Raw genomic sequence first — 23,384 nt, 5'->3', positions numbered from 1 at the left:
CGGTTCCCGGGGCGCTCAGCCGGCGGCGGCGTTCTCCCGGTCCACCAACACGTGATCCACCAGGACCCGTTCCGCCGGCTCGTCCTCGGTGAGGACGCGGACGGCGTGCCGGACCCCCGCACGTCCCAGTTCCCCTGGTTGTTCGGTCACCGTCGCGGTCAGCGTCCCCTCGGCGAGGGCGGCCCGGGCCTCGTCACCGCCACCGAAACCCAGGACGAGCACGTCCCGACCGGCGCGGTCCCCGAGCGCGTCGAGGGCGCCGAGCGCCATCTCGTCGGTCTCGGCGAAGATCGCGACCAGGTAGGGATGCGCGTCGAGGAGCTCGGTGGTGCGCTCGGCTGCCCGGTCCCGGTCGTACCCGGCGGCGCGCTCGGCGATCAGGGTGACCTCGTCGCGCTCGGCGAGGGTCTCCTCGAAACCGGTGAAGACCTGCTGGCTGGCCGTGGTGTCCGGCACGCCGCGGAGCACGGCGACCTCGCCGATCACGCCGGTCCCCAGGACACCGCGCGCCGCCACCCGCCCCGCCTGCTCGACGTCGGGGAGCACGGCGGCGGTGGTCGTCTCCAGCGATCGGTTGAGGGTGATCACCGGGACGTCCTCCTCGGCGGCCCGGTCGAGCACGGGGGCGAGGACCGACGGGTCCAGCGGGTCGAGCAGGACCGCGTCCACGCCCTCCGCCAGCAGGTCGGCGAACCCCTCGGCCTGCCGCCCCGGGTCGGGTTCGGCTCCCACGTCGGCGGTCACCACCTCGACGCCGGTGTCCGCCGCGGCGGTCCGCACTCCCTCGGCGAGGGCGGTCGCGGTGGCGGTGTCCCCGCCGGTCGCCACGAAGCCGACGCGCAGCCCCTCACCCGGCAGTGGTTCCGGTTCCACGGGTTCGGGGGAACACCCGGTGACCGCCCAGGCCACCGCCACGGTCGCCACCGCCGTACGTCGCACGAGAACTCGACCCCTCTCGTCGGGACACCTGCCGCCTGATGGTGGCACAGGCCGGCTGCCGGCCGGCGGGGGCTGGAGCCCAACGGTCCCCACGCGGCGCTCCTGGCGGGGTCGGCCCGGGGCACCCGCGCCGGTGGTGATCCCGGGGCCCGGGTCCGGACGTCCACCCGACGACGTCGGAAGGGGGAGCGGCCCGTGGTCCGTGACCCGGTGCGGATTTCCCACGGGTTCCCGGGAGCCGACGGCCGCTCCGGCACGTCAATAGACGGAGACGGGCCGGCCCGGCCGCTGGGGGTGGCCGGGCCGGCCCGTCTCCGTGGCTCGCGGGCGGCCGGGAGCTAGGCGGCACCGCCGCCGTCGGCGCGCCGCTCGGCCGCTCCGCCACGCGAGGGCTCCGGCTCGTCGCCGCCCTCGTGGATCCCGACGCGCTGCTGGAGGCGGCGCAGCGGTCCCGGCGCCCACCACCCCGCGTTGCCCAGCAGCTTCATCAGGGCTGGGACGAGCAGCATCCGCACGATGGTCGCGTCGAGGGCCAGCGCCAGGATCATCCCGACGCCGATGAAGCGCATCATCTGGAGTCCGGAGAAGGCGAAGGCGCCCGTGACGACGATCAGCAGCAGCGCCGCCGCCGTGATGACGCGTCCGGTGCGGGCCAGTCCGGTCCGCACCGCCTCCTCGGTGGTCGCCCCGTAGGAGCGGGCCTCGACCATCCTGCTGAGCAGGAAGACCTCGTAGTCCGTCGACAGCCCGAAGACGACGGCGGCCATCAGCACGATGATGCCCGCCTCCATCGGCATCGGCGTCACGCCGAGCAGGCCGGCACCGTGGCCGTCGACGAACACCCAGGTGAGCACGCCGAAGGTGGCCGAAAGGCTGAGGACGCTGAGCAGCACCGCCTTGATCGGCAGCAGCACCGAGCCGAAGGCCAGGAACATCAGCACGACCGTGGCGCCCACGATGAGCAGCGCCATCAGGGGCAGTTGTTGACCGACGGCGTCGAGGCTGTCGAGGTTCAGGGCGGTCATGCCACCGACCAGGAGGGTGGAGCCGGCCGGCGGTTCGAGGGCGCGGATGTCGCGCACGGCCTGGTTGGCCTCGTCGCCGAAGGTGTCGCCGACGGGCTGGGCGGTGAGGACGACGACGCCGCGGGCCGCTCCGGAGGGCTGTACGCCCTCGATACCGCCGACCTCGTCGACCTGGGCGACGAACTGGCCGATCGCGGCCTCGTCCGGCGGGGTGTCCCCCTCACCCTGGATGACGATCTCGATGCCGTCACCGGAGGTGAAGGGGAAGTCCTCCTTGAGCGTCTCGACGGCCACCCTGGCGGCGTCGCCCTCGGGCAGGATCCGCTCGTCCGGCTGACCGAACTGGGTGGACAGGAACGGGGCACCCAGCAGGACGAGACCCGCGACGATCGGCACCGCGATGAGGGTGGGGCGGCGCATCACGCGGTCGGCGAGCCGTCCCCAACCGTCGCGCTCCGGGCGCTTGGGCCGGCGTTCGGCGCGCTTGCGCCAGGGCATGGGGAGTGCGTCGACCTTCGGCCCGAGCAGGGCGAGCATGGCCGGCAGCAGGGTCAGGGACACGACGGCGGCGAAGCCGACGGCGCTCATCCCGCCGTAGGCGAGGGACTTGAGGAACTCCTGCGGGAAGAGCATCAGGCCGGCCAACGCGATGACCAGCAGGGTGGCGGAGAACGCGACCGTCCGGCCGGCGGTGCCGATGGTGCGGCGCACCGCGTCGGCCGTGGAGCGCCCGGCGGCGATCTCCTCCCGGAACCTGCCGACGACGAAGAGCCCGTAGTCGATCGCCAGCCCCAGGCCGAGCAGGCTGGCGACGTTGACCGCGAAGACGTTGACGTTGGTGAACAGCGAGATCAGGTGGAGGAGGCCGAGTGACCCGAACACGGCGAGGCCGCCGACGAGCACGGGCAGCGCGGCGGCCACCACGCCACCGAAGACCACCAGCAGCAGGATCAGCACGATGGGCAGGGAGACGATCTCGGCGCGGATGAGGTCCTGTTGGGCTCGTTCCTCGATGGAGTGCTCCATCGGGATGCCGCCCGCGATGTCGCCGCGCACTCCCTCGACGTCGAGGAGGTCCCTGATCTCGTCGTAGGAGCCCATCTTGGCGTTGGCGTCCTCGCCGGCCAGGCCGACGATCGCCAGGGCGCGTCGCCCGTCCTCGCCGCGCAGCTGCGGGGCCATGGTCTGCCAGTAGCTGGTGACGCTGGTGACGGCGTCGGGGGGCAGCTCATCCAGGGCGTCGGTGATCCGGGCCCCGAACTCGGGGTCGTCGACGTCCGACCCGGCGGGGGCGGTGTACACGACGATGACGTCGCCGGCCTGCCCGTTCAGGGCCTCCTCGGCGAGGTCGCTGGCCAGCACCGCCTCGCTGTTCGGGTCCTCGTAACCGCCCTGCCCCAGCTTCCCGAAGACCCCGGTTCCCCAGACTCCTCCGGCGACCGTGATCACCAGAACGGTGATCAGGATCGCCCACCGGCCACGGAACGCCGTGACCCCCCACCTCGCGAACACGTGTTCTCCTCCACCAGTCCTTGCACGGTCGGCGCGCCGACATCCACTGGTGTGAACGGTGTAAACTCAGTTAACGCCGTTCACCCATTCGAGCAACGGTACGGCTGAGTAAACGGTGTTTACAACCCAGAAGGGTGAGGTATGTCGGGGGTCACACGTCGAGGGCGCGCACGTTCCGCGACCGAGCGGGAAATCCTCACCCAGGCGAGGGAACTACTTGTGCGGGAAGGTCGAGAAGCCGTCACGCTGCGCGCCATAGCCCGCAACCTCGGCATGACCGCGCCGGCCCTCTACCGGTACTTCCCGTCCCGGGAGGAACTGCTGCACCGACTGGTGGAGGAGATCTGCTCCGACCTGGCGGAGGTCATCACCGCACGCGCGCGCGCCGCGGACACCGGCGAGGAGATGGGAGCCGTGCTCACCGTCTGCCGGACCTTCCGGGGCTGGGCGCTGGCGCACCCCACCGAGTTCGAACTCGTCTTCGCCTCGCAGCAGGCCGTCACCGACGCTCCCACCGACGGCCCGACCTCCCGCGACCAGTTCGGTTCGATCTTCCTGCGGGTGATCGCCGGGCTGCCCGACTTCGAGGACGAGGAGCTGACCCACGCGGACGACGAGGCGTTCCCGGAGCCGATGCGGGACGAGTTGGTCGCCTACCGGCGGGAGATGGTGGCCTCACTGGGCGAGCTGGGCGTGGAGACCACCGAGGAGCAACTCACCCTCAGCGCCGTGTACCTGATCCTGCGCTGGTGGAGCCGGCTCTACGGTCACGTCGCGCTGGAGGTCTTCCAGCGGTTCCCCTTCACCGTCTCCAACGCGGAGCTGCTGTTCGAGTCGCTGCTGGCCGAACTCGTCGCCGAGGCGAGCAGCGGCGGGGCCTGCCAGGCACGGGCGCGCTAGACGACCCGGAGCAGCACCCGAACCCCCTCGGATGACCCACCCGGCCGGTGCCGTCCGCGCACCACCCCGTCGCTTCCGCCCCGACGACCCGTCGGTCGAGCTGACGAGGTCGCGCCCGGCCGCCCAGGCGGCGACCGGACCGCCTCGCCAACCACCGGCGGAGCGACCGGACCACCACGCCGCCCCGGCGCGCGCGGGCCGGTCGCCCACCTCGAACGACCGGCCCGCCCGTCGGCTCAGACGACGATGTTCACCAGGCGCCCCGGCACGACGATGACCTTGCGCGGGTCACGCCCCGCGACCACCGCCTGGATGCGCTCCTCGGCCAAGGCCGCCGCCCGCACCGCCTCCTGGTCGGCGTCCGTCGGCACCGTCACCCTGGCCCGCACCTTGCCGTTGACCTGGATGGGGTACTCCACGGTCTCGTCGACCAGGAACCGCTCATCGGCGACCGGGAACGGGCCGTGGGCCAGGGACTCGGCATGCCCCAGCCGCGACCACAACTCCTCCGCCACATGCGGACAGAGCGGGGCCAACATCAGCACCAGGGCCTCCACCACCTGACGCGGCGTGCCGGTCGAATCGCCGTACCTCTTCGTGAGGTGGTTGTTCAACTCGATCAGCTTCGCCGCCGCCGTGTTGTAGCGCAGCCCCACGTAGTCCTCGCGGACCCCGGCCACCGTCCGGTGCAACAGCCGCGTGGTCTCGTCGTCCGGCGCGTCCTCGGTGACCCTCGGCGCGCCCGTGGTCTCGTCGACGACGTTGCGCCACACCCGCTGGAGGAAGCGGTAGGCACCGACGACGTCCTTGGTCGCCCAGGGGCGGGAGATGTCCATCGGCCCCATCGACATCTCGTACAGCCGCAGCGTGTCCGCGCTGTAGGCGTCGCAGATCTCGTCGGGGGAGACGGAGTTCTTCAGGCTCTTGCCCATCTTCCCGTACTCCTGGGTGACCTCCTGGTCCTTCCAGAAGTAGCGGCCGTCCCGCTCCTCCACCTCCTCGGCTGGCACGTACACGCCGCGCGAGTCGGTGTAGGCGTAGGCCTGGATGTAGCCCTGGTTGAACAACCGCCGGTAGGGCTCCTCCGAGGACACCTCACCCAGGTCGTACAGCACCTTCTGCCAGAACCGGCTGTACAGCAGGTGCAGCACGGCGTGCTCCACCCCGCCGATGTACAGGTCCACCCCGCCGGTGTCCCGGTCCCCGTGCTCCCCGGGACGCGGACCGGTCCAGTACCGCTCGTTCACCGGCGAGCAGAAGGTCTCCTGGTTGTTCGGGTCGATGTAGCGCAGCTGGTACCAGCAGGAACCGGCCCAGTTCGGCATCGTGTTGGTGTCCCGCCGGTACTTCCTCGGCCCGTCCCCGAGGTCCAGCTCCACCTCCGCCCACTCCTCGGCACGCCCGAGCGGGGCGAACGGGTCGCTCTCCGCGTCCTCCGGGTCGAAGGTCTTCGGGGAGTAGTCGTCGACGTCGGGCAGCTCGACGGGCAGTTCGCTCTCCGGCAGGGCGATCGGCTCACCGTCCTCGTCGTAGACGATCGGGAACGGCTCACCCCAGTACCGCTGGCGGGAGAACAGCCAGTCCCGCAGCTTGTACTGCACGGTCCGCTCGCCGTGCCCCCGCTCGACGAGCCAGGAGATGACGCGCTCCTTCGCCTCGGCGACCTCCAGGCCGTCCAGGTCCACCGAGGACGGGTGGGAGCTGTTGATCGCCGGCCCCTCACCCGTGTAGGCCTCACCGTCGAAGCCCTCCGGCGGTTGGACCGTCCGCACCACCGGCAGGTCGAACGCCGAGGCGAAGTCCCAGTCCCGCTGGTCCTGCCCGGGGACGGCCATGATCGCGCCGGTGCCGTAACCCATCAGCACGTAGTCGGCGACGAAGATCGGGAGGCGGCCGCCGGTCACCGGGTTCACGGCGTACGCGCCGGTGAACACGCCCGTCTTCCGCCGGTTCTCCTGCCGTTCCAGCTCCGACTTGCGGGAGGCCGTGAGCCGGTAGGCCGCCACCGCCTCGGCCGGGTCGGCCGCGCCCCCCGTCCAGGACTCCGGGGTCCCCGCCGGCCACCCCGCCCCGATCAGGGCGTCCACCAGCGGGTTCTCGGGAGCCAACACCAGGTAGGTCGCGCCGAACAGCGTGTCCGGCCGCGTCGTGAACACCTCGATGCGCTCACCGACCCCGTCGACGGAGAAGGAGACCCTGGCCCCTTGGGAACGGCCGATCCAGTTCCGCTGCATCGCCTTGACCTTGTCCGGCCAGTCCAGCCGGTCCAGGTCGTCGACCAGCCGGTCGGCGTAGGCGGTGATCCGCATCATCCACTGCCGCAGGTTGCGGCGGAACACCGGGAAGTTGCCGCGCTCACTGCGGCCCTCCGCCGTCACCTCCTCGTTGGCCAGCACCGTGCCCAGCCCGGGGCACCAGTTGACCGGCGCGTCCGAGACGTAGGCCAGGCGGTACTGGTTCAGGACGCGGCGACGCTCACCAGCCGACAGCTCCGCCCAGGCGCGGCCGTCCGGGGTCTCCCGCGCACCCGACTCGAACTCGGCGACCAGCTCGTCGATGTGCCGCGCCCGTCCCTGACCGTCGTTGCCGTCCGGGTCGTACCAGGAGTTGAAGATCCGCAGGAAGATCCACTGGGTCCACCGGTAGTAGCCGACGTCCGTGGTGGCGATGCGGCGGCGTTCGTCGTGGCCCAGGCCGAGGCGCTGGATCTGGGCCAGGTACCGCTCGATGTTCCGCTCGGTGGTGATCCTCGGGTGCTGCCCCGTCTGCACCGCGTACTGCTCGGCGGGCAGGCCGAACGCGTCGAACCCCATGGTGTGCAGGACGTTGCGCCCCAACATGCGGTGGTAGCGGGCGTAGACGTCGGTGCCGATGAACCCGAGCGGGTGGCCGGTGTGCAGGCCGGCCCCGGAGGGGTAGGGGAACATGTCCTGGACGAAGAGCTTGTCCACCGGGACCGCTCCCTCCCCGTCCGAGGGGGCGAGGTCACCCTCCGGGTTCGGCGCGTGGAACGTGCCGTTGGCCGCCCAGTGCTCCCGCCAGCTGGCTTCCAGCTCGGCGGCCAGCCGAGGGGTGTAGCGGAACGGCGGCGCGTCACCGTCCCCGCCGGCCCCGCGCGCGGCGGTCTCCGAAGTCGCCTCACTCATCGCTCTTCCTTCCCTCCGGTCACCCGTTCGATCGCCGGCCGCGGCACCTGCCAGGGCCGCGCCATCCCCCGAAAACACGAAACCCCCCATCCCGGGAGGGCATGAGGGGTGGCCGCGCTGGCGCGTTCGCGACGCTCAGCGCGGCTGTGTAAGGAGCAGGCGACCCATGCTCACGTCGTCAGGATAGCGGATCGCCCACCGCCACCCGGCCCTCGCCAGCACCGGCGCCGTTCGGACGGGTCCGGCGTGGTGGCCTGGAACACCGGACCCCGGGGTAGCGGGAGGTGGCTGACCTGCGCCGCTTACCCTCAACCAGGTGACGACCGTGCTGGAGTCAGGACAGGTTCTCGCCGCACAGGCGGAGGCGGGGGGGATCACCGTTCCTCGCATCCTCCTGATGCTGGTCATGGTGGCCGCCGGCGTCGCCGTCGGCTTCGTGGGTCTGCGCGGCCTCCGGGAAGCCCTGCCGAAGAACTCGTGGGCGGGTGTGCAGACACCCGCGACGATGCGCAGCGACGAGGCCTTCCGGGTCGGCAACAAGGCCGCCGGTCTCCCCCTGCTGGTCGCCGGAGCGGTGTTGACCGTGCTCGGCGCCCTGGTGCCCTTCGCCACCGGCACCGCGACCGTGGTCACCCTCGGCGTGGTCGGCGGGCTGGGCGGGCTGGCGTTGACCGCCGCCGGCTGCCTGCTCGGCCACCAGGCGGCGTCCCGGGTTCCCGCGCCCAAGCCGCAGGGTCGGCGACTGGGCTGTTCCGGTCAGTGCTGCGGCGACAGCGCGTGCGGCGTGGCCAGCGCGCTCGGTGGCAGGGCCACCCCGGGCGCCGCGGGCTGAGGCTGGACGCCGCCGACCGTCCCCCGCCGACGCGGTGCTTCCCCAGTCCGAGCCAGGACGTCGGGTGCGCGGCCCGTTCAGTTGCGGCGGGGGTCCGAGGGGTGGGTGGCCAACAGCGCCAGCGGCATCGGTTGCCGCCGGAGCACCCGTCCCCACAGGTCGTCGTTGGGTGGGGCCAGGATGTCGTCCGGGAGCGCGGGGACCACGATCCAGTCACCGCGCTCGATCTCACCGGCCAGCTGGTCGCTCTCCCAGCCGGCGTACCCGGCGAAGACGCGGAGCCCCCGGATCACTCCCGCGAACGTGTCAGGGTCGTGGTCGAGGTCGACCAGTGTCACCGGGCTGCGCACCGAGATCGTGCCGGGGACCTCGGACACCCGGACGCCGGTTCGCAGCGCCGCCAGGCACAGCGCCACCTTCTGCTCCACCGGCCCCCCGAGGAAGACCGCTCTCGGCCGGGTGGCGTACGGCCCCCAACTCGGCAGCACGTCCCGAAGCGCGGTCTCGCTCGGACGGTTCAGCACGACGCCCAGCGTTCCCTCGCCGCGGTGTTCGATGACGTAGACCACGGTTCGGCGGAAGTTCGGGTCGGAGAGACCGGGCGAAGCCACCAGCAGCGTGCCGGGTTCAACCTCGACGTCAGGTCGCACTCCACCATAATTTCACCTGGCCGTCGTCCCGAACAGCCGGTACCACCCGCCCGCTTCCCCGGCGGACCCACTCGTCGGTGTCGGGCGTCGCGACCCACGCGGGACCGAGGTCGTGACTAGGCTCGGCAACCGTGAACGCCGGTGCCGACCAGAGCGACCCCACCCCACCGAGCACCACCGGTGGTGTCGAGCCCCGGCCGCCCGGCGGCACCCGGCTGCTCATGATGTTGGTCCGCACCCGGGCCGGGTTCCGCAGGCTGTTGATCAGCCGCTTCACCGCGCAGTGGGGCGACGGGATCTTCCAGGCCGGTCTCGGGAGCGCCGTCCTGTTCAACCCGGAGCGGGAGGCCGACCCGGCCGTGGTGGCGGCGGGCCTCGCGGTCCTGCTCCTGCCCTACTCGGTGGTCGGCCCGTTCGCCGGAGCGCTGCTGGACCGGTGGGACCGCCGACGGGTGTTGCTGACGGCCAACCTGGTGCGCGGGGCACTGATCGTGCTGACATCGGCCGCGGTCGCGGCGGGCGTCGCCGGGGCGCCGCTGTACGCGGGTGCCCTCCTCGTGATGGGGGTCAGCCGGTTCGTCGGGGCGGGCCTGTCGGCGTCCCTGCCGCACGTGGTGGCGCCGGGGGAACTGGTCCCGGCGAACGCGGCGGCGACCACGCTCGGCGCGGCCGTCACCGCCATCGGCGCCGGTTCCGCCATCGTCCTTCGGGAGGTGCTGGGCGCGGGCGACGCCGGGTCCGCGCTGGTCACCGTGATCGCCGCCGCCGGCTCGCTGGTCGCGGCCCTCGTGCTGGTCGGTTTCAGCCGCGGGGCTCTGGGCCCCGGCCACGAACCGACCGGGACCTCCGCCGCCGACGGCCGCGTCGACCCGCCCCCCGCCGGGGCCGCCGCCAGGCCAGGCCTGTTGGCGACGCTCGCCGCGGTGGCGGGCGGCCTGCGCGACGGAGGGCGGACCGCGTTGTCGGTGCCCTCCGTCACGGCGGGGTTCCTGGCGTTGATCAGCCATCGGGCCGCGTTCGGCGTGGTAACCCTCACCGGGCTGTTGCTCATGCGGCACGGTTTCACCGACCTCGGGCCGTTCCGGGCGGGACTGCTGGGCGTCGGCCAGGTCGTGGGGGCCGCCGCCGCCGGGATCGTCGTGGGGGCGCTGCTCACCCCCCGGCTCGTCGCGAGGCACGGTGCGCGAGGAGCCGTGCGCGGCGCCCTGCTCGGTGGAGCGGCGACCATGCTGCTGCTGGGCATCGTGACGACGCTCCCGACCCTGCTGCTCGCGTCGTTCCTGGTGGGGCTCGCTGGCCAGGTCGTCAAGCTGTGCGCCGACGCGGCCGTCCAGCGGGACATCGTCGACGAGCACCGGGGTCGGGTCTTCGCGTTGTATGACACCCTGTTCAACGTCATGTACGTGGCCGCGATCGCCGCGGCCGCCACGGTCGCCCCGCTGGACGGGCGCTCGCCCGCCCTGCTCTTCGCCGCCGCGGGGCTGTACCTGCTGGGGCTGGTGGGACACGGGATGGCCAGTCGTCGGGCACCGGAGGACGGCCCGGGAGGGGGCGGTTCGGCCGGCGGAGCGGTCGAGGCGGGCGACCCCGCGCCCGACGAACGGGACGGCGACCGGGGCCGGAGTCCTCCGCCCCGCGCCCCACGAGCTGACCCGAGCCCCCGCCCCGCACCAGCGCCCGTGCGCGCGCCCTACGCGGCCCCGTGCCCACGTCAGGCCGCCGGTCTCAGAGGTCGAACCCCTCCTCGCCGCGTCCGATCACCCGGTCCATCTCCCCGTCCCCGTCGGTGTCCACCAGCCTGACGTCCATCACGCCGTCCCCGTCGGTGTCCAGGTACACGGTGTCCAGGACGCCGTCCCCGTCGCTGTCGACGTACACCTCGTCAGCCCGGCCGTCGCCGTCCACGTCCACCACGGCCTCGTTCGCCCGGCCGTCCCCGTCGTAGTCCACCCAGGCCGCGTCGGGCACCCCGTCCTGGTCGACGTCGACCCGGGCCACGGCCACCTGTTCCCGCCCCGCCGAGTCAACCCACCGCAGTGGGGTGCCCGCCCCGCCACCGTCCGGCGCGACGGCGCCGAAGATGTCGTCCAGCCACGGATCGTCGGGCCTGGTGCCCTCCCCGACGTCGCCGGCACCGTCCCGGACGTCGTCGGCCCACTCGGAGTCGGGAACCGGGGCCTCCTCGACACCGGGCCCCTCCTCGCGTGGCGGACGCTCCTCGGTCTCGCCGGTCTCGCCGGTCTCGCCGGTCTCGCCGGTCTCGCCGGTCTCGCCGGTCTCCTCGGTCTCGCGGGTCTCGTCGGCGGGAGGCGCCGGTACCCGCTCGGTGCCCTCCCCTGGCGGGGCGTCGGTTCCCCCGGCTCGGCCCCGCCGACCCGGTCCTCCGCTCCACCGGTCGCCTCGTCTCCGGCCGGGTCCTCACCGGGGAGGGTCGGAACCGCCGGGGGGAACCCGGGCTCCTGTTCACCGGACCGCTGGTCGGGCACCCGGTCGGGGTGCGGCACCACGGAGCCCTCTCCCCAGGGCGGGAGTTCCGCGCGGGCGTTCCAGGTCCCCAACCCGGTCGGGTCGGTGAACGCGGCGTCCACGACCCCATCGCCGTCGAGGTCGAGCAGGACCGTGTCGGCGATCCCGTCCCCGTCCGAGTCCCACAGCAGGTCGACCCGGCGGCCGTCGCCGGTGAAGTCGAGCGGCACCGCGTCCGCGACTCCCGCCCCGGTCACGTCCACCGACGCCGGACTGGTCCACACCGTCGGCGCGCCCTGCCCGGTTCCGAACGAGTACTGGATCGACGCCTCAGGTACCGCCGTCCGCTGCCGGTCCGACATTCCAGCACCCCCGGTCCCTTCGGTCACCGCTCGGGCACTTCGACGTCCCCTGCCACACTCGGGTTCCGTGGTCCCATCATGTGCCGGGGCTGCGGCCCGCGCCGGCCCCCGCCGGGTGGTCGCGCGGGGAGGGCGCCCGAACGGAGGGGAGGACCACCCGGGTGAGGGTGCGGTACGACCCGCTGGGGCCGCCGAGGGGCACCGGGTCCCGGGGTGGGCTCAGGGGGCCGGCGGCGGCTCGAGGCCCTCGGAACGCGCCCACTCCCGCAGTTCCGCCTCGGCCTCGTCCCTGCTCAGCGGGCCCCGCTCCAGTCGGAGTTCCTTGAGGTGGCTCCACGCCCGCCCGACCAGGGGGCCTGGCGGTAGCCCGAGCAGCCGCATGATCTCGTTCCCGTCCAGGTCCGGGCGAACCCGCTGGAGGTCCTCCTCCGCGGCTATCCGGACGATCCGCTCCTCCAGTTCGTCGTAGGACCGTTGGAGCGCGGCGGCCTTGCGCCGGTTCCGCGTCGTGCAGTCCGCGCGGACCAGCTTGTGCAGCCGGGGCAGCAGGTCCCCGGCGTCGGTCACGTAACGGCGGACGGCGGAGTCGGTCCACTGGCCGGTGCCGTAGCCGTGGAAACGCAGGTGCAGGTAGACGAGCTGCGAGACCTGGGTGACGAACTCCTTGGAGTAGCGCAGCTCACGCAGTCGGCGTCGCGTCATCTTGGCGCCCACCACCTCGTGGTGGTGGAAGCTGACGCCACCGCCGGCCTCGAACTTCCTGGTCGCCGGCTTCCCGATGTCGTGGAGCAGCGCCGCCATCCGCAGCACCAGGTCGGGCCCGTCCTGGTCCGGGTCGTTGGCCTCCAGCTCGATCGCCTGGTCCAACACAACCAGCGAGTGCTGGTAGACGTCCTTGTGCTGATGGTGTTCGTCGATTTCCAGGCGCATCGCCGGCACCTCGGGGAGCACCCGGTCGGCCAGGCCGGTGTCAACCATGAGCTCCACCCCCTGCCGGGCATGTGGACCGCGCAGCAGCTTCGACAGCTCGGCCTGCACCCGTTCGGCGGTGATGCGGTCGAGCTGGTCCGCCATCTCCCGCATGGCCGCGACCACGCGCTGCGCCGGGCGGAAGCCGAGCTGGGCCACGAACCGCGCGGCCCGCAGCATCCGCAGCGGGTCGTCGGCGAACGACTCCTCCGGGGTGGCGGGGGTGTCGAGCCGCCGCTCGAGCAACGCGGTCATCCCGTCGTGCGGGTCGACGAACCTGCGCTCCGGCAGGCGGACGGCCATCGCGTTGACCGTGAAGTCCCGCCGCAGCAGGTCGTCGTCGATGTGGTCGCCGAAGACCACCTCCGGGTTCCGGGTGACCCTGTCGTAGCTGTCGGCCCGGAAGGTCGTGATCTCCAGGGTGCTGCCCCGCCTGGTCGCGCCGACGGTGCCGAACTCGATGCCGGTGTCCCAGATCGCGTCGGCCCAGCCGGTGAGCAGCTCCACGACCTGCTCCGGCCTCGCGTCCGTGGTGAAGTCGAGATCCGTCCCGAGCCGACCGAGCAGTGCGTCGCGGACGCTTCCCCCGACGAGGTAGAGCTCGTGGCCGGCGTCCTCGAACCTCCTGGCCACCTCGTCGGCGACCGGCGCCACCCTGAGCAGTTCGACCACGGCGTTGCGCTGGGTCCGCAGCTCCGCGGCGGACCTGCTGGCAATCGGCTTCTGTTCCGGAGACACGGCAAGCCAGGGTATCTGCCCCCTCCGGTCGACGACGACGGTCTCCGCCGCACCACCAGCCGGGGCCACGCGGACCGCCGAGGGCCCAGCACGACCGGCCGGTACCCCCGTTTCCGCACTACCATCCGGGTATGCCCTCGTCATCCGGTCGTTCCGGCTCCCGGAAGCCGACCGGCAGGAGCCGCCGGCGCCGCCGGCTGCGGACCGTGCGGGAGACATCGGCCGGAGGACTGGTGCTCGACGCGGCCGGGACGCACGCTGCGATCATTGGGCGGCTCGACCGCCGGGGCAGACTGCTCTGGTCGCTCCCCAAGGGTCACCTGGAAGATGGAGAGACAGCCGAGCAGGCAGCCGAACGCGAGGTCCGGGAGGAGACCGGGATCGAGGGCGTGGTGGTGGCCCCGCTCGGCACCATCGACTACTGGTTCATCGCGGGGGACAGGCGCGTGCACAAGACGGTGCACCACTACCTGCTCCGCGCGGTGGGTGGCGAGCTGTCCGACGCTGACGTCGAGGTCACGGAGGTGGCCTGGGTGCCGCTCGAGGACCTCGACGGGCGGCTGGCCTACGCGGACGAGCGTCGGCTGGTGCGGCGGACGGAGGAGGTCCTCACGAGGTCCCCCTCGACGAGCCGTTCCCCGGACCCCAACGAGCAGGCAGGCACGGAGCTGGCGTGAAACGAGAACGGGGCCGGAGGGCCCACCGGGCGGACGTGCGCGCGTCCCTACTGCGATGTGTGGCGGCCCTCGGGTTGGTCGGTCTGATCGCCGTCGGTGCCGCCGGTGCGGCGGGGGCGGTGGAGAACCGGCCGGCGGCCACCGGGGGCCATCCCCGCCAGACGACCCCGGCGGCAGCCCTGGCCGAGCTGTCCGTCTCGGAGACGACCCCTCGGGTGGTGACTCCCGACGGGCCCCCGGAGCTCGTCGTCACGGGCCGGATCCACAACGTCTCCGACCGCAACCTCTCCAACGTCGTGGTGCGGCTCCAACGCGGTGAGCCGGTCACCAGCGCGGACGCCGCCAGAGCGGCCCTCGACGGAACCGCGCCGACGGACACCGCGGCCTCCCCGTTCGTCCCGGTGGTCGAGTCCCTGGCCCCCGGCGACAGCGCCGACTTCAGCGTGCGGGCACCGCTGGCCGGGGGTGACGGCACACTCGGGATCAGCCAGCCCGGTAGCTACCCGCTGCTGGTCAACGCGAACGGCCAGCCCGACTACGGCGGCGACGCCCGGCTGGCGGCGACGTCCATGCTGCTGCCCGTGGTGGGCGCGCCTGGCGGCGCCACCGCCTCCTCCTCGGTCTCCCCGTCGACCACCGTGCTGTGGCCGCTGGTCTCCACTCCCAAGATGGTCGGCCGGGACACCCGGGGGCGGGCGATCCTCGCAGACGACGAACTCGCCAGGTCGGTCGGACCGGGGGGGCGGCTGTTCGGGCTCCTCCAGGCGATCGAGGACGGTGTCGCTCCCGGCTCCAACCTGAGCAGGTCGCTCTGCTTCGCGATCGACCCGGCGCTGCTGGAGGCCGTCGAGGCGATGTCAGCCGGGTACCTGGTGCGGTCCTCCAGCGGGGAGGGACCCGTCGAGGGCGCCGGTGGCAGCACCGCCGATGTCTGGCTGAACAAGCTGCGGGACGTGGTCAGCGGACGCTGTGTGATCGCGCTGCCCTACGCGGACGCCGACCTGGTGGCCCTGACGAGGTCAGGCATGGACGACCTCCGCGACCTGGCGTTCACCCGGGGCGCCGAGATCGTGGAACGGGTGTTGGGCGGTTCGAAACCGCTGTCGTCGGTGGTGTGGCCCGCCGAGGGCGTCCTGGACGACGCGACGTTGTCCGCGCTGGCCGAGTCCGGCACCAGCACCCTGCTGCTGTCCCCCTCCGGCATGGAGGAGGCCACCCCGGGTCTGCTGCCCACCCGCGTGTCCGGGGCGACCGTCGAACCCACGGCGCTCCCGATCGACCCGCTGGTCAGCCGCGCGTTGCGCGACACCGCCGCCACACCTGGCCCCCAGCTGGGCGGCGGCGGGGCGGCGGCCGCCGCGCTCGAACCCGCGACGCCGGCCCGGGACGCGGTCACCGACTCGCTCGGCGTGCTGCTGTTCCGGACCACGGCGGACGCCAACGTCACCGAGGCGTCCCGCCTGGTGGTAGCGCCGCCCCGACTCTGGGAACAGCGCCCCGCCGACCACGCCGCGTTCCTCGGGGGGCTCGAACGCCTCTTCCAGCTGAACCTGGCCACCCCGGGATGGCTGGTCGACCAGACCGACTCCCCCCTCCCCGAACGGGCCACCGCGCTGACCTACCCCGCCGACGTGGGTTCCCGCGAGATCCCGGCCCAGGTCGGAGGGTCCGTCCGGCGAGGGACCCAGCGGGTCACCGACTTCGGGTCCGCGCTCACGCCCGACAACTCCGTCGACCCGAACAGCCGGGTCCAGCCGGAGGACCTGACCGACCCGGTTCGGCTGGCCTACCTCGGCGCGACGTCGAGCAGTTGGCGGGGCAACCCCACGGCCGCCAACCACCGCCTGTCGGCGGCCAACCTCAGCCTGGACCGACTCCTGGCCCGGGTGCAGGTCAACCGCCCCGCCACTCCGCTGTCCCTCGCGGCCTCCGACTCACCGCTCCCCCTGGCCGTCAGCAACCGCCTCCCGGTGGGCGTCCGGGTCCAGGTCCTGCTGCGCGACTCGCCGGGGCTGGACATCCCCCACGCCCAGGAGTTCGACGTCCCGGCCAACAGCACCCGGCAGCGCCTGATCCCCGCCGAGGTCAGCAGGTCGGGGCAGTTCACGGTGTCGGCCGTCCTGACCACGCCGGGGGGGACGGAACTCGGACCGCCGGTGCGGTTGTTGGTCAGTTCGACCGCGTACGGGACGATTACGGTGATCATCACCGTGGTGGCCGGAGCGGCACTGGTGCTGTTGTCCGCACGTCGGCTCGTCCGCAGGTTCCGGGGTGCGGGCGGCACGCCACCGCCGGGGGAGGCTGGCGGGGAGCGCCCCTCGCCAACCCCCGACGCCGGGGACCGTGCAGGACCCCGCCCCGGTGCGCCGGACCAGGACGACCCACCCGGTCCGGACGACGACCGGAGCGGGCCCTCCACGACGGGTCGGCCACCGGCCGGCGGACCCGGCACGACAGCGACGGAAAGTGACAGGTGACACAGTCCGAAGAGCCGCGCCGCCGGCGCGGCCCTCTCCACGCCGTCCGCGCTGATGGCAGCCTCGGCTGCTGGCAGCTGGTAACACGTGCGGGGTGCGGTCAGATATCGCAGCGGGGTGAGGAGGCCAGGTGAGCAACCCCAACGAGGAAACCATCCGGATCGGTCGGCCGATCCGGGCCGGAACCGACCCCTCGGAGGCGGAGACGGTCCAGTTCGCCACGGTGGGTTCCTCACCCGAGGCCGAGTCGAACCCGGACGCGGAGACGACGGTCATGGCCACGGCCACCGCCGCGGCGACCGCCGAGTCCGGTGCGGGTGGGGGGCGGAAGAAGTCCCTGCTCAGGGCGGCCGGCTCGATGGCGATCGCGACGCTGATCAGCCGGATCACGGGCTTCCTCTGGAAGGCCGTCCTCGTCTGGATCGTGGGTTGGGGCGCGATCAACGACTCCTTCACGGCCGCCAACAACCTGCCGAACATCATCACCGAACTCCTGCTCGGCGGTGTCCTCGCCAGCGTCGTCGTCCCGGTGCTCGTCCGCGCGCAGAAGGAGGACGCCGACGGTGGGCAGGCGTTCACCGAACGGCTCCTCACGCTGGCGACGGTGATCCTCGGCGTCGGCATGATCCTGTCGGTGGTGGCAGCACCGCTGCTGACCGCGATGTACGTCAGCGACGGGGACACCGAGGCCAACCCCGCGCTGGCCACCGCCTTCGCCTACCTGTTGCTGCCGCAGATCCTCTTCTACGGCATGTCCGCGCTGTTCATGGCGATCCTGCAGGCCAAGCAGGTCTTCGGCCCGCCGGCCTGGGCCCCGGTCCTGAACAACGTCGTCATCCTGGGCACCCTCGGCGCCTACGCGCTGCTGCCCGGTGAGCTGACGGTCAACCCGGTGCGCATGACGGACACGCACCTGCTGGTCCTCGGTCTCGGGGTCACCGCTGGTGTGGTCGTGCAGGCCGCCGTGCTGCTGCCCGCCCTCCGGCGCGCCAAGGTGTCGCTGCGCTGGCGGTGGGGTTTCGACTCCCGTCTCGCGGAGTTCGGCGGGCTCGCCGCGTGGGTGCTCGGCTACGTCGCCGTCTCCCAGGTCGGGCTCATCGCGCTCAGCCGGGTCGCCACCGCCTACGGCGGCCTCGCGATCTACAGCAACGCCTGGCTGCTGCTCCAGCTCCCGTACGGGGTGATCGGTTTCTCGATCATGACCGCGATCCTGCCCCGCATGAGCTCCGCCGCGGCCAGCCACGACTACGAGAAGCTCAAGGACGACCTCTCCCTGGGCAGCCGGCTGTGCACGACGGCCCTGCTGCCGCTGAGCGCGTTGATGACGGTGCTCGGCGCGCAGATCGGCGTGGTGCTGTTCTCCTACGGTGCCAGCGGCGTGGAGGGCGGCAACCGGCTGGGGATCGCGTTGGCCGTGTCGGCCTTCGGCGTCCTCCCCTACGCCGTCACCATGCTCCAGCTCAGGGCGTTCTACGCGATGAAGGACTCGCGGACGCCCACCCTGCTGATGGGCGTGATGACGCTGGCCAAGGTGCCACTCATCTACCTGTGCCCGCTGGTGCTCGAACCGGAGAACGTGGTCTTCGGCATCACCTTCGTGAACTCGCTGACCTTCGTCGTCGGGTGGATCGCCGGGGAGATCTGGCTTCGGCACCGCATCGGCCGGCTCGGCAGCCGGGCGCTGGCGGTGACGATCGGGAAGACCCTCGTCGGCTCGGTGGCCGGCGCGGGCGCGGCGGCGCTGGTCGTCGTGATCACCGGCTCCGGAGGAATGACACCCGACTCAGCGATTCAGGCCTGGATCCAGCTGATCTTCGCCGGAATCGTCGGGGTGATCGTCACCTTCGGGGTGATGTTGCTGCTGAAGACGCGTGAACTTGACCCCGTCGCAGGCAAACTGCGCAGACTCGTGAGGCGGTGAAGCGTTCGGTGACCGGAGGCAACCGCGCGACCGTGCCGCCCCGTCCTACTGACGGCCCCCAGTGTGGGCCTCCTTATCGGCCAGTCGATGACAGCCAACTTCCCGTACCCTCAGCTCGGAGACTCCGCGGCGGTGGTTGGGGGCCTTCGCTTTCCGGGGAGCGGGTGGATCAGGAGAAGACACCGTGAGCGGCAAGCCTACGCAGTACACGGCAGCGCACCGGAACCACACGGGCAACGGTGCCGACCTCACCGTGCCCGCGTCCGCTCCGCCGCCACCGGACTGGTCGGACCTCGCCGAGCTGAGCCCGGGCACCCTGCTCGCCGACAACCGGTACCGGCTGATCGAGCAGGTCGGGTACGACGCGTCCTGCCAGGCCCAGCTCTGGCGGGCCAAGGACACCGCGCTCGGACGGGACGTGGCGCTGACCGTCCTGGTCGGGTACCGGACCGACGGGCAGATGGTCACCAAGGCGCGTCGGGTCCTGGAGCGCTGCATGCACGCGGCGAGCTTCCACTGCGTCGGGGTCGCCAGGGTGCTGGACGTCCTGAGCAGCAGCCACGGCGTCGACCACCCGGAACACGTCCTCGGGGTGGTGGTCGCCGAGTGGACGCACGGGAGCAGGCTCGGTGAGCTGCTCCGGGATGGCCCGCTGCCGGCGGACAACGCCGCCCGCCTGCTCCAGACCCTGGCGGCGGCGGTGGAGACCGCCCACCACGTCGGACTGGTGCTCGGAGTGGACCACCCGGAGCGGATCCGGGTCACCGCGCAGGGCGAACTGCGCTTCGCCTTCCCCGGGTCCCGGGCCGAGGCGACGACGACCGAGGACGTCCGGGGGCTCGGCGCGGTCCTCTACTTCCTGCTGACCGGCCGCTGGCCGTTGCGGCAGGGCCAGGAGACGCTGCCGGCGGCGCCGCTGGCCGCCGACGGTTCGGTGCTGCCGCCGCGAGCGCTGCGCCCGACGGTGCCGCACGAGCTGTCCAACGTGGCGGTCAAGGCGCTCGCCGGCCCGGAGAGCGTCATCAACACCGGCAACATCCGCACCGCCGCCGCGCTGCTGCCCGTGCTGGAGCGGGCGGCCGACGCGGGCAGTCCCACCCAGAACCTGATGCGGGAGACCCCGGCGCGCGGGAACACCGACTCCCTGTGGCGCACCCAGGACATCCCGAAGGACAAGGCCAGCAAGCGGAAACTGCGGATCGGCGTGGCGGTGCTGGCCGCGGCGACGCTGATCGTGGTCGCCTGGATCGGCTTCCAGCTCGTCTCCTTCTTCAGCGGTGACGGCGGTTCGGGGGCCCGCCCCCAGTTCGACGTGGGGGCGCCGAGCTCGAACAGCGCGGGACAGCAGGAGACCGAGTCCGAACCGGAGCTCGGGTCCGGGCCTGTCGAGGTGACCGGTGCCACCGAGTGGCAGCCCGCCGGCCAGCAGCTGGACTCGCCGGACCGGGCCGCGCACGTCCTCGACGGCGACCCGGCCACGGAGTGGCGGACCGCCGAGTACAACGCGCCATTCGACGCCGACAACGCGCTCAAGCCGGGCGTGGGCCTGATCCTGTCCCTAGACCAGGTCACGCAGCTCACCTCCGTGACCATCGACTCCCCGTCGGCCGGCGGGCGGGTCGAGGTGCGCGCGCTACCCTCCGCCAGTCCCGGGAGCCCGGAGGACGGCGAGCTGATCGGGGTCGCCGACCTGACCGACGGTGCGACCGAGGTCGCGTTCGACGAGGCCAGCCAACCCACCCAGCACGTCCTGCTCTGGGTCACCGGCATCGTGCCCCTGGACAACGGACGTCACCAGACGACGATCCGCGAGGTCGCCGTGGAGGGGCTGCTGCCGCAGTGACCGCCGACCGGTCGGGTGCGCCATCTGACGGATGTCCGCTGTGGATATCACCCGTCGCATGCGTCAGATGGTTGAAATTCACTCGAACAGCGGGTTCAGGTTTCGTTCAGACGGCGGCGGGAAACAGACTGTGGTCTCGGTTTCCGACACGTGGTACCGCTATTCTCGGCGTGTGACAGCCCCAGCCAGTTCGGATGCCGACCTCATCGCGGCTCACGCTCATGGGGATCCTCACGCCTTCAGCGAGTTGGTCCGTCGCCACCGGGACCGGCTCTGGGCGGTCGCGCTGCGGACGATGCGCGACCCAGAGGAAGCCGCGGACGCACTCCAGGACGCCCTGATCTCCGCCTTTCGGGCGGCGTCGTCCTTCCGCGCCGAGTCCCGGGTGACAACCTGGTTACATCGGATCGTGGTGAACGCGTGCCTGGACCGGATCAGACGAAAACAAAGTCGTCCCACCGTCCCGCTCCCCGACGCCGGACCGGGGGAGCCCGCGAGCCCTCGCGACGCCATCGCGGAGCAGGACACCCGCCTGGCGGTGCGGGACGCGCTCGCCGCCCTGCCGGAGGAGCAACGCGCCGCGATCGTGCTGGTGGACGTGGAGGGGTACTCGGTGGCGGACACCGCCAGACTGCTCGGGGTCGCCGAGGGAACGGTGAAGAGCCGTTGCGCCAGGGGCCGGGCCCGGCTGGCGAAACTTCTGGGGCACCTCAGGAACCACGGTGCAGTTGCGAACGTCCCATCTGACGCTGTTGGTGACCGCCAACGTCGTGACCGGGAGGGACGATGACCCGCAATGAGTGGGAAGGGCATGGGCTCGACCCGGCGAGCAGGTCCCGACCCGACGCCCCGGCCGACCCAAGCCTGTCCCTCGACGTGCTGGCGGACCTGCACGGTGACGTGCTGGACGCGGAGACGGCCAGGGAACTCACCGCCAGGATAGGGGACGACCCCGACGCGAAGGCCGTGCTGGACGCGCTGGACGCGGTGCACGCCGACCTGGCGGCCTTCGGCTCGGAACTGTCCGCCCCCACCACCACGATGCCCCCCGAGGTCGCCGCCCGGCTCGAACGCGCCCTGGCCGACGAGGCCGCCGCCATGACCCGCGCGTCCGCGCCACCCCCGCGCCCGGTCACCCAGCTGCCGACCACCCCCGCTCCGCCCCACACCCCCGAGGACCACGCACGCCCGCCGGCACCGGTCGCCGACCTCTCGGCGGCCCGCCGCCGGCGGAACAGGATGCTCGGTTGGGGGTCGGGGGTCCTCGCCGCCGCGGCGGTCGCCGCGGTCGTCGCGTTCGGACTCCCCGGCCGCTCCCTGGAGGACGGCACCCCGATGGCCCAGCCACCGGCCACCACCACGACCCCGCTCCCGACGGAGACCGGCGCCTCACCCGGAGCGGGTCCTCTCGCGCTGACCGGTCCCGACGACGTCCAGGCCAACTACGGGGCCGCGATGAACGCCGAGGACTACGGCCCCTTCGGCGACGAGGCCGCGCTCACGGCCTGCCTCCGGGCCAGCGGGGTGCCCGACACCGCCGTCCTGGGATCGCTCTCGGTGAACTACCAGGACGAGCCCGCGTTGATGGTCGTGATGAGCGGTGGTGACTTCGGTAGTTTCCGGGTCGCCATCGTCTCCTTCGACTGTGGTCCCGACTCGCCCGGTCTGCTCACCCAGACCGAGATCAACTGAGTCCGCCACCACCGGGAGCGCGGCACGGTGCGGGCTGGGGCGCCCGCACCGGCCCCAGTGCGGCCGTCACCCTCGCCACACGCCGAACCGCGGCGGGAACACCCACGCCTAGGATCGCGTTACAGCTCGATGTCGGTATGGCGATGCCAGGTCGGCCGACAGCACAGCGTGATCCCGCAAGCGAGTCGGTGGAGGCGTCAACTTGTCCGAAGTCCGCAACCTCATCATCGTCGGTTCCGGCCCCGCCGGGTACACCGCGGCCGTGTACGCCGCCCGCGCCCAACTGAACCCACTGGTCTTCGAAGGCACCCAGTTCGGTGGTGCCCTCATGACGACCACCGAGGTGGAGAACTACCCGGGCTTCCGCGAGGGGATCATGGGCCCGGACCTGATGGAGGAGATGCGCCAACAGGCCACCCGTTTCGGGGCGGAGCTGCGCGCCGAGGACGTGGAGGCCATCGACCTCTCGGGGCCGGTGAAGACGGTCGAGGTCAACGGGACCACCTACCGGTCACGCGCGGTGATCCTGGCGATGGGCGCGGCACCCCGCTACCTGGACGTCCCTGGCGAGGAGCGGCTGTTGGGACGTGGCGTGTCCTCCTGCGCCACGTGCGACGGGTTCTTCTTCCGCGACCAGGACATCGCCGTCGTCGGCGGCGGGGACTCGGCCATGGAGGAGGCGACCTTCCTCACCCGGTTCGCCCGCAGCGTCACGATCATCCACCGCCGCGAGGAGTTCCGCGCCTCGCGCATCATGCTCCGCCGCGCCGAGGAGAACGAGAAGATCCGGTTCCTGACCAACGCCGTGGTGAGCGAGGTGCTGGGGGAGGACACGGTCAGCGGGCTCCGCGTCACCGACACCAGGACGGGCGAGGACTCGACGCTCGACGTGACCGCGATGTTCGTGGCGATCGGTCACGACCCGCGCAGCGAGCTGGTCCGGGGACAGGTCGACCTGGACGACGAGGGCTACGTGGGGGTGGAGCACCCGAGCACCCGCACCGGGCTCGACGGCGTCTTCGCCGCCGGTGACCTCGTCGACAACACCTACCGGCAGGCCATCACCGCCGCCGGGTCGGGGTGTTCCGCCGCGATCGACGCGGAACGCTGGTTGGCGGCCTACGAGCCCACCGCCGAGCACGTCGGAGGCGGGTACGGCCCCGGTGAGGACGCGGTCCCCGTCAGCTGACCCACCGGCCCCAGGAACTTCGAGGCCGGTGGGGACGGACTCCACC

At 72.4% G+C, this 23,384-nt stretch carries 16 protein-coding genes; 10 read left to right on the top strand and 6 right to left on the bottom strand.

From position 1 onward, the window contains the following. Window positions 1-15: 15 nt before the first annotated feature. Complete coding sequence (locus G443_RS16395) at window positions 16-939, bottom strand: sugar ABC transporter substrate-binding protein (protein WP_162147276.1); 924 nt, start codon at window positions 937-939, stop codon at window positions 16-18. A gap of 338 nt (window positions 940-1,277) precedes the next feature. Further along, window positions 1,278-3,476, bottom strand: coding sequence for an MMPL family transporter (locus tag G443_RS16390; RefSeq protein ID WP_026417873.1), 2,199 nt, complete (start codon window positions 3,474-3,476; stop codon window positions 1,278-1,280). Window positions 3,477-3,617: 141 nt separating this feature from the next. Between G443_RS16390 and G443_RS16385 the strand changes: the two genes are divergently transcribed. Continuing rightward, entirely contained in the window at window positions 3,618-4,376 is a 759-nt protein-coding gene (locus G443_RS16385; protein WP_081715272.1) for a TetR/AcrR family transcriptional regulator, read from the top strand. Between the two features lie 236 nt (window positions 4,377-4,612). Here the strand turns inward: G443_RS16385 and leuS are convergent, their stop codons facing one another. Further along, window positions 4,613-7,522 carry a leucine--tRNA ligase gene (gene leuS / locus G443_RS16380; protein ID WP_026417872.1) on the bottom strand — a complete coding sequence of 970 codons (2,910 nt, stop codon included), beginning with the start codon at window positions 7,520-7,522 and terminating at the stop codon, window positions 4,613-4,615. A 316-nt stretch (window positions 7,523-7,838) separates the two neighbouring features. Here leuS and G443_RS16375 point away from each other — a divergent pair, with 316 nt between their 5' ends. Then, window positions 7,839-8,354 carry an SdpI family protein gene (locus G443_RS16375; RefSeq protein ID WP_245588711.1) on the top strand — a complete coding sequence of 172 codons (516 nt, stop codon included), beginning with the start codon at window positions 7,839-7,841 and terminating at the stop codon, window positions 8,352-8,354. A 77-nt stretch (window positions 8,355-8,431) separates the two neighbouring features. Here the strand turns inward: G443_RS16375 and G443_RS16370 are convergent, their stop codons facing one another. Further along, the gene (locus G443_RS16370; protein ID WP_026417870.1) at window positions 8,432-9,004 is read right to left on the bottom strand and encodes a YqgE/AlgH family protein; all 573 of its coding nucleotides are present in this window, start codon (window positions 9,002-9,004) and stop codon (window positions 8,432-8,434) included. Window positions 9,005-9,135: 131 nt separating this feature from the next. On the opposite strand from G443_RS16370, the gene G443_RS16365 reads away from it, so the two are divergent. Then, the gene (locus G443_RS16365) at window positions 9,136-10,806 is read left to right on the top strand and encodes an MFS transporter (RefSeq protein ID WP_253860229.1); all 1,671 of its coding nucleotides are present in this window, start codon (window positions 9,136-9,138) and stop codon (window positions 10,804-10,806) included. Here the strand turns inward: G443_RS16365 and G443_RS16360 are convergent. Next, window positions 10,730-11,002, bottom strand: a complete 273-nt coding sequence (locus G443_RS16360; RefSeq protein WP_253860228.1) for a hypothetical protein — start codon at window positions 11,000-11,002, stop codon at window positions 10,730-10,732. The two genes, G443_RS16365 and G443_RS16360, sit on opposite strands and share 77 nt — an antisense overlap. A gap of 1,049 nt (window positions 11,003-12,051) precedes the next feature. After that, window positions 12,052-13,683 carry a CCA tRNA nucleotidyltransferase gene (locus tag G443_RS16355; protein WP_245588710.1) on the bottom strand — a complete coding sequence of 544 codons (1,632 nt, stop codon included), beginning with the start codon at window positions 13,681-13,683 and terminating at the stop codon, window positions 12,052-12,054. Here G443_RS16355 and G443_RS16350 point away from each other — a divergent pair. From G443_RS16350 to trxB, 7 genes are all read left to right on the top strand, one after another. Further along, a complete protein-coding gene (locus G443_RS16350; protein WP_026417868.1) occupies window positions 13,671-14,216 on the top strand; it encodes an NUDIX hydrolase in 546 nt (181 codons plus the stop codon). The two genes, G443_RS16355 and G443_RS16350, sit on opposite strands and share 13 nt — an antisense overlap. A 35-nt stretch (window positions 14,217-14,251) precedes the next feature. After that, complete coding sequence (locus G443_RS16345) at window positions 14,252-16,693, top strand: DUF6049 family protein (protein WP_155886049.1); 2,442 nt, start codon at window positions 14,252-14,254, stop codon at window positions 16,691-16,693. A gap of 130 nt (window positions 16,694-16,823) precedes the next feature. After that, the gene (gene murJ / locus G443_RS16340; protein ID WP_026417867.1) at window positions 16,824-18,614 is read left to right on the top strand and encodes a murein biosynthesis integral membrane protein MurJ; all 1,791 of its coding nucleotides are present in this window, start codon (window positions 16,824-16,826) and stop codon (window positions 18,612-18,614) included. A gap of 184 nt (window positions 18,615-18,798) precedes the next feature. Further along, window positions 18,799-20,457, top strand: coding sequence for a protein kinase family protein (locus G443_RS16335; protein ID WP_051313555.1), 1,659 nt, complete (start codon window positions 18,799-18,801; stop codon window positions 20,455-20,457). A 172-nt stretch (window positions 20,458-20,629) separates the two neighbouring features. Continuing rightward, complete coding sequence (gene sigM / locus G443_RS16330) at window positions 20,630-21,247, top strand: RNA polymerase sigma factor SigM (RefSeq protein WP_026417866.1); 618 nt, start codon at window positions 20,630-20,632, stop codon at window positions 21,245-21,247. Then, window positions 21,244-22,149, top strand: a complete 906-nt coding sequence (locus G443_RS16325) for an RsmA family anti-sigma factor (protein ID WP_051313553.1) — start codon at window positions 21,244-21,246, stop codon at window positions 22,147-22,149. Before sigM ends, G443_RS16325 begins: the two co-directional genes overlap by 4 nt. Window positions 22,150-22,351: 202 nt before the next feature. Next, entirely contained in the window at window positions 22,352-23,338 is a 987-nt protein-coding gene (gene trxB, locus G443_RS16320) for a thioredoxin-disulfide reductase (RefSeq protein ID WP_026417865.1), read from the top strand. The last annotated feature ends 46 nt before the right edge of the window (window positions 23,339-23,384 follow it).

Origin of the sequence: Actinoalloteichus caeruleus DSM 43889 (assembly GCF_000429185.2) — a bacterium.
GTDB classification, from domain to species: Bacteria; Actinomycetota; Actinomycetes; order Mycobacteriales; family Pseudonocardiaceae; genus Actinoalloteichus_B; species Actinoalloteichus_B caeruleus.
The sequence above is the reverse complement of the archived record's forward strand: the minus strand, read 5'-3'. Positions and strand labels throughout refer to the sequence as shown.

Coding starts and splice junctions, on each gene's coding strand:
- G443_RS16385 (WP_081715272.1), top strand. CDS start 3,618: ATGTCGGGGGTCACACGTCGAGGGCGCGCACGTTCCGCGACCGAGCGG.
- leuS (WP_026417872.1), bottom strand. CDS start 7,522: ATGAGTGAGGCGACTTCGGAGACCGCCGCGCGCGGGGCCGGCGGGGAC.
- G443_RS16350 (WP_026417868.1), top strand. CDS start 13,671: ATGCCCTCGTCATCCGGTCGTTCCGGCTCCCGGAAGCCGACCGGCAGG.
- G443_RS16355 (WP_245588710.1), bottom strand. CDS start 13,683: ATGACGAGGGCATACCCGGATGGTAGTGCGGAAACGGGGGTACCGGCC.
- G443_RS16325 (WP_051313553.1), top strand. CDS start 21,244: ATGACCCGCAATGAGTGGGAAGGGCATGGGCTCGACCCGGCGAGCAGG.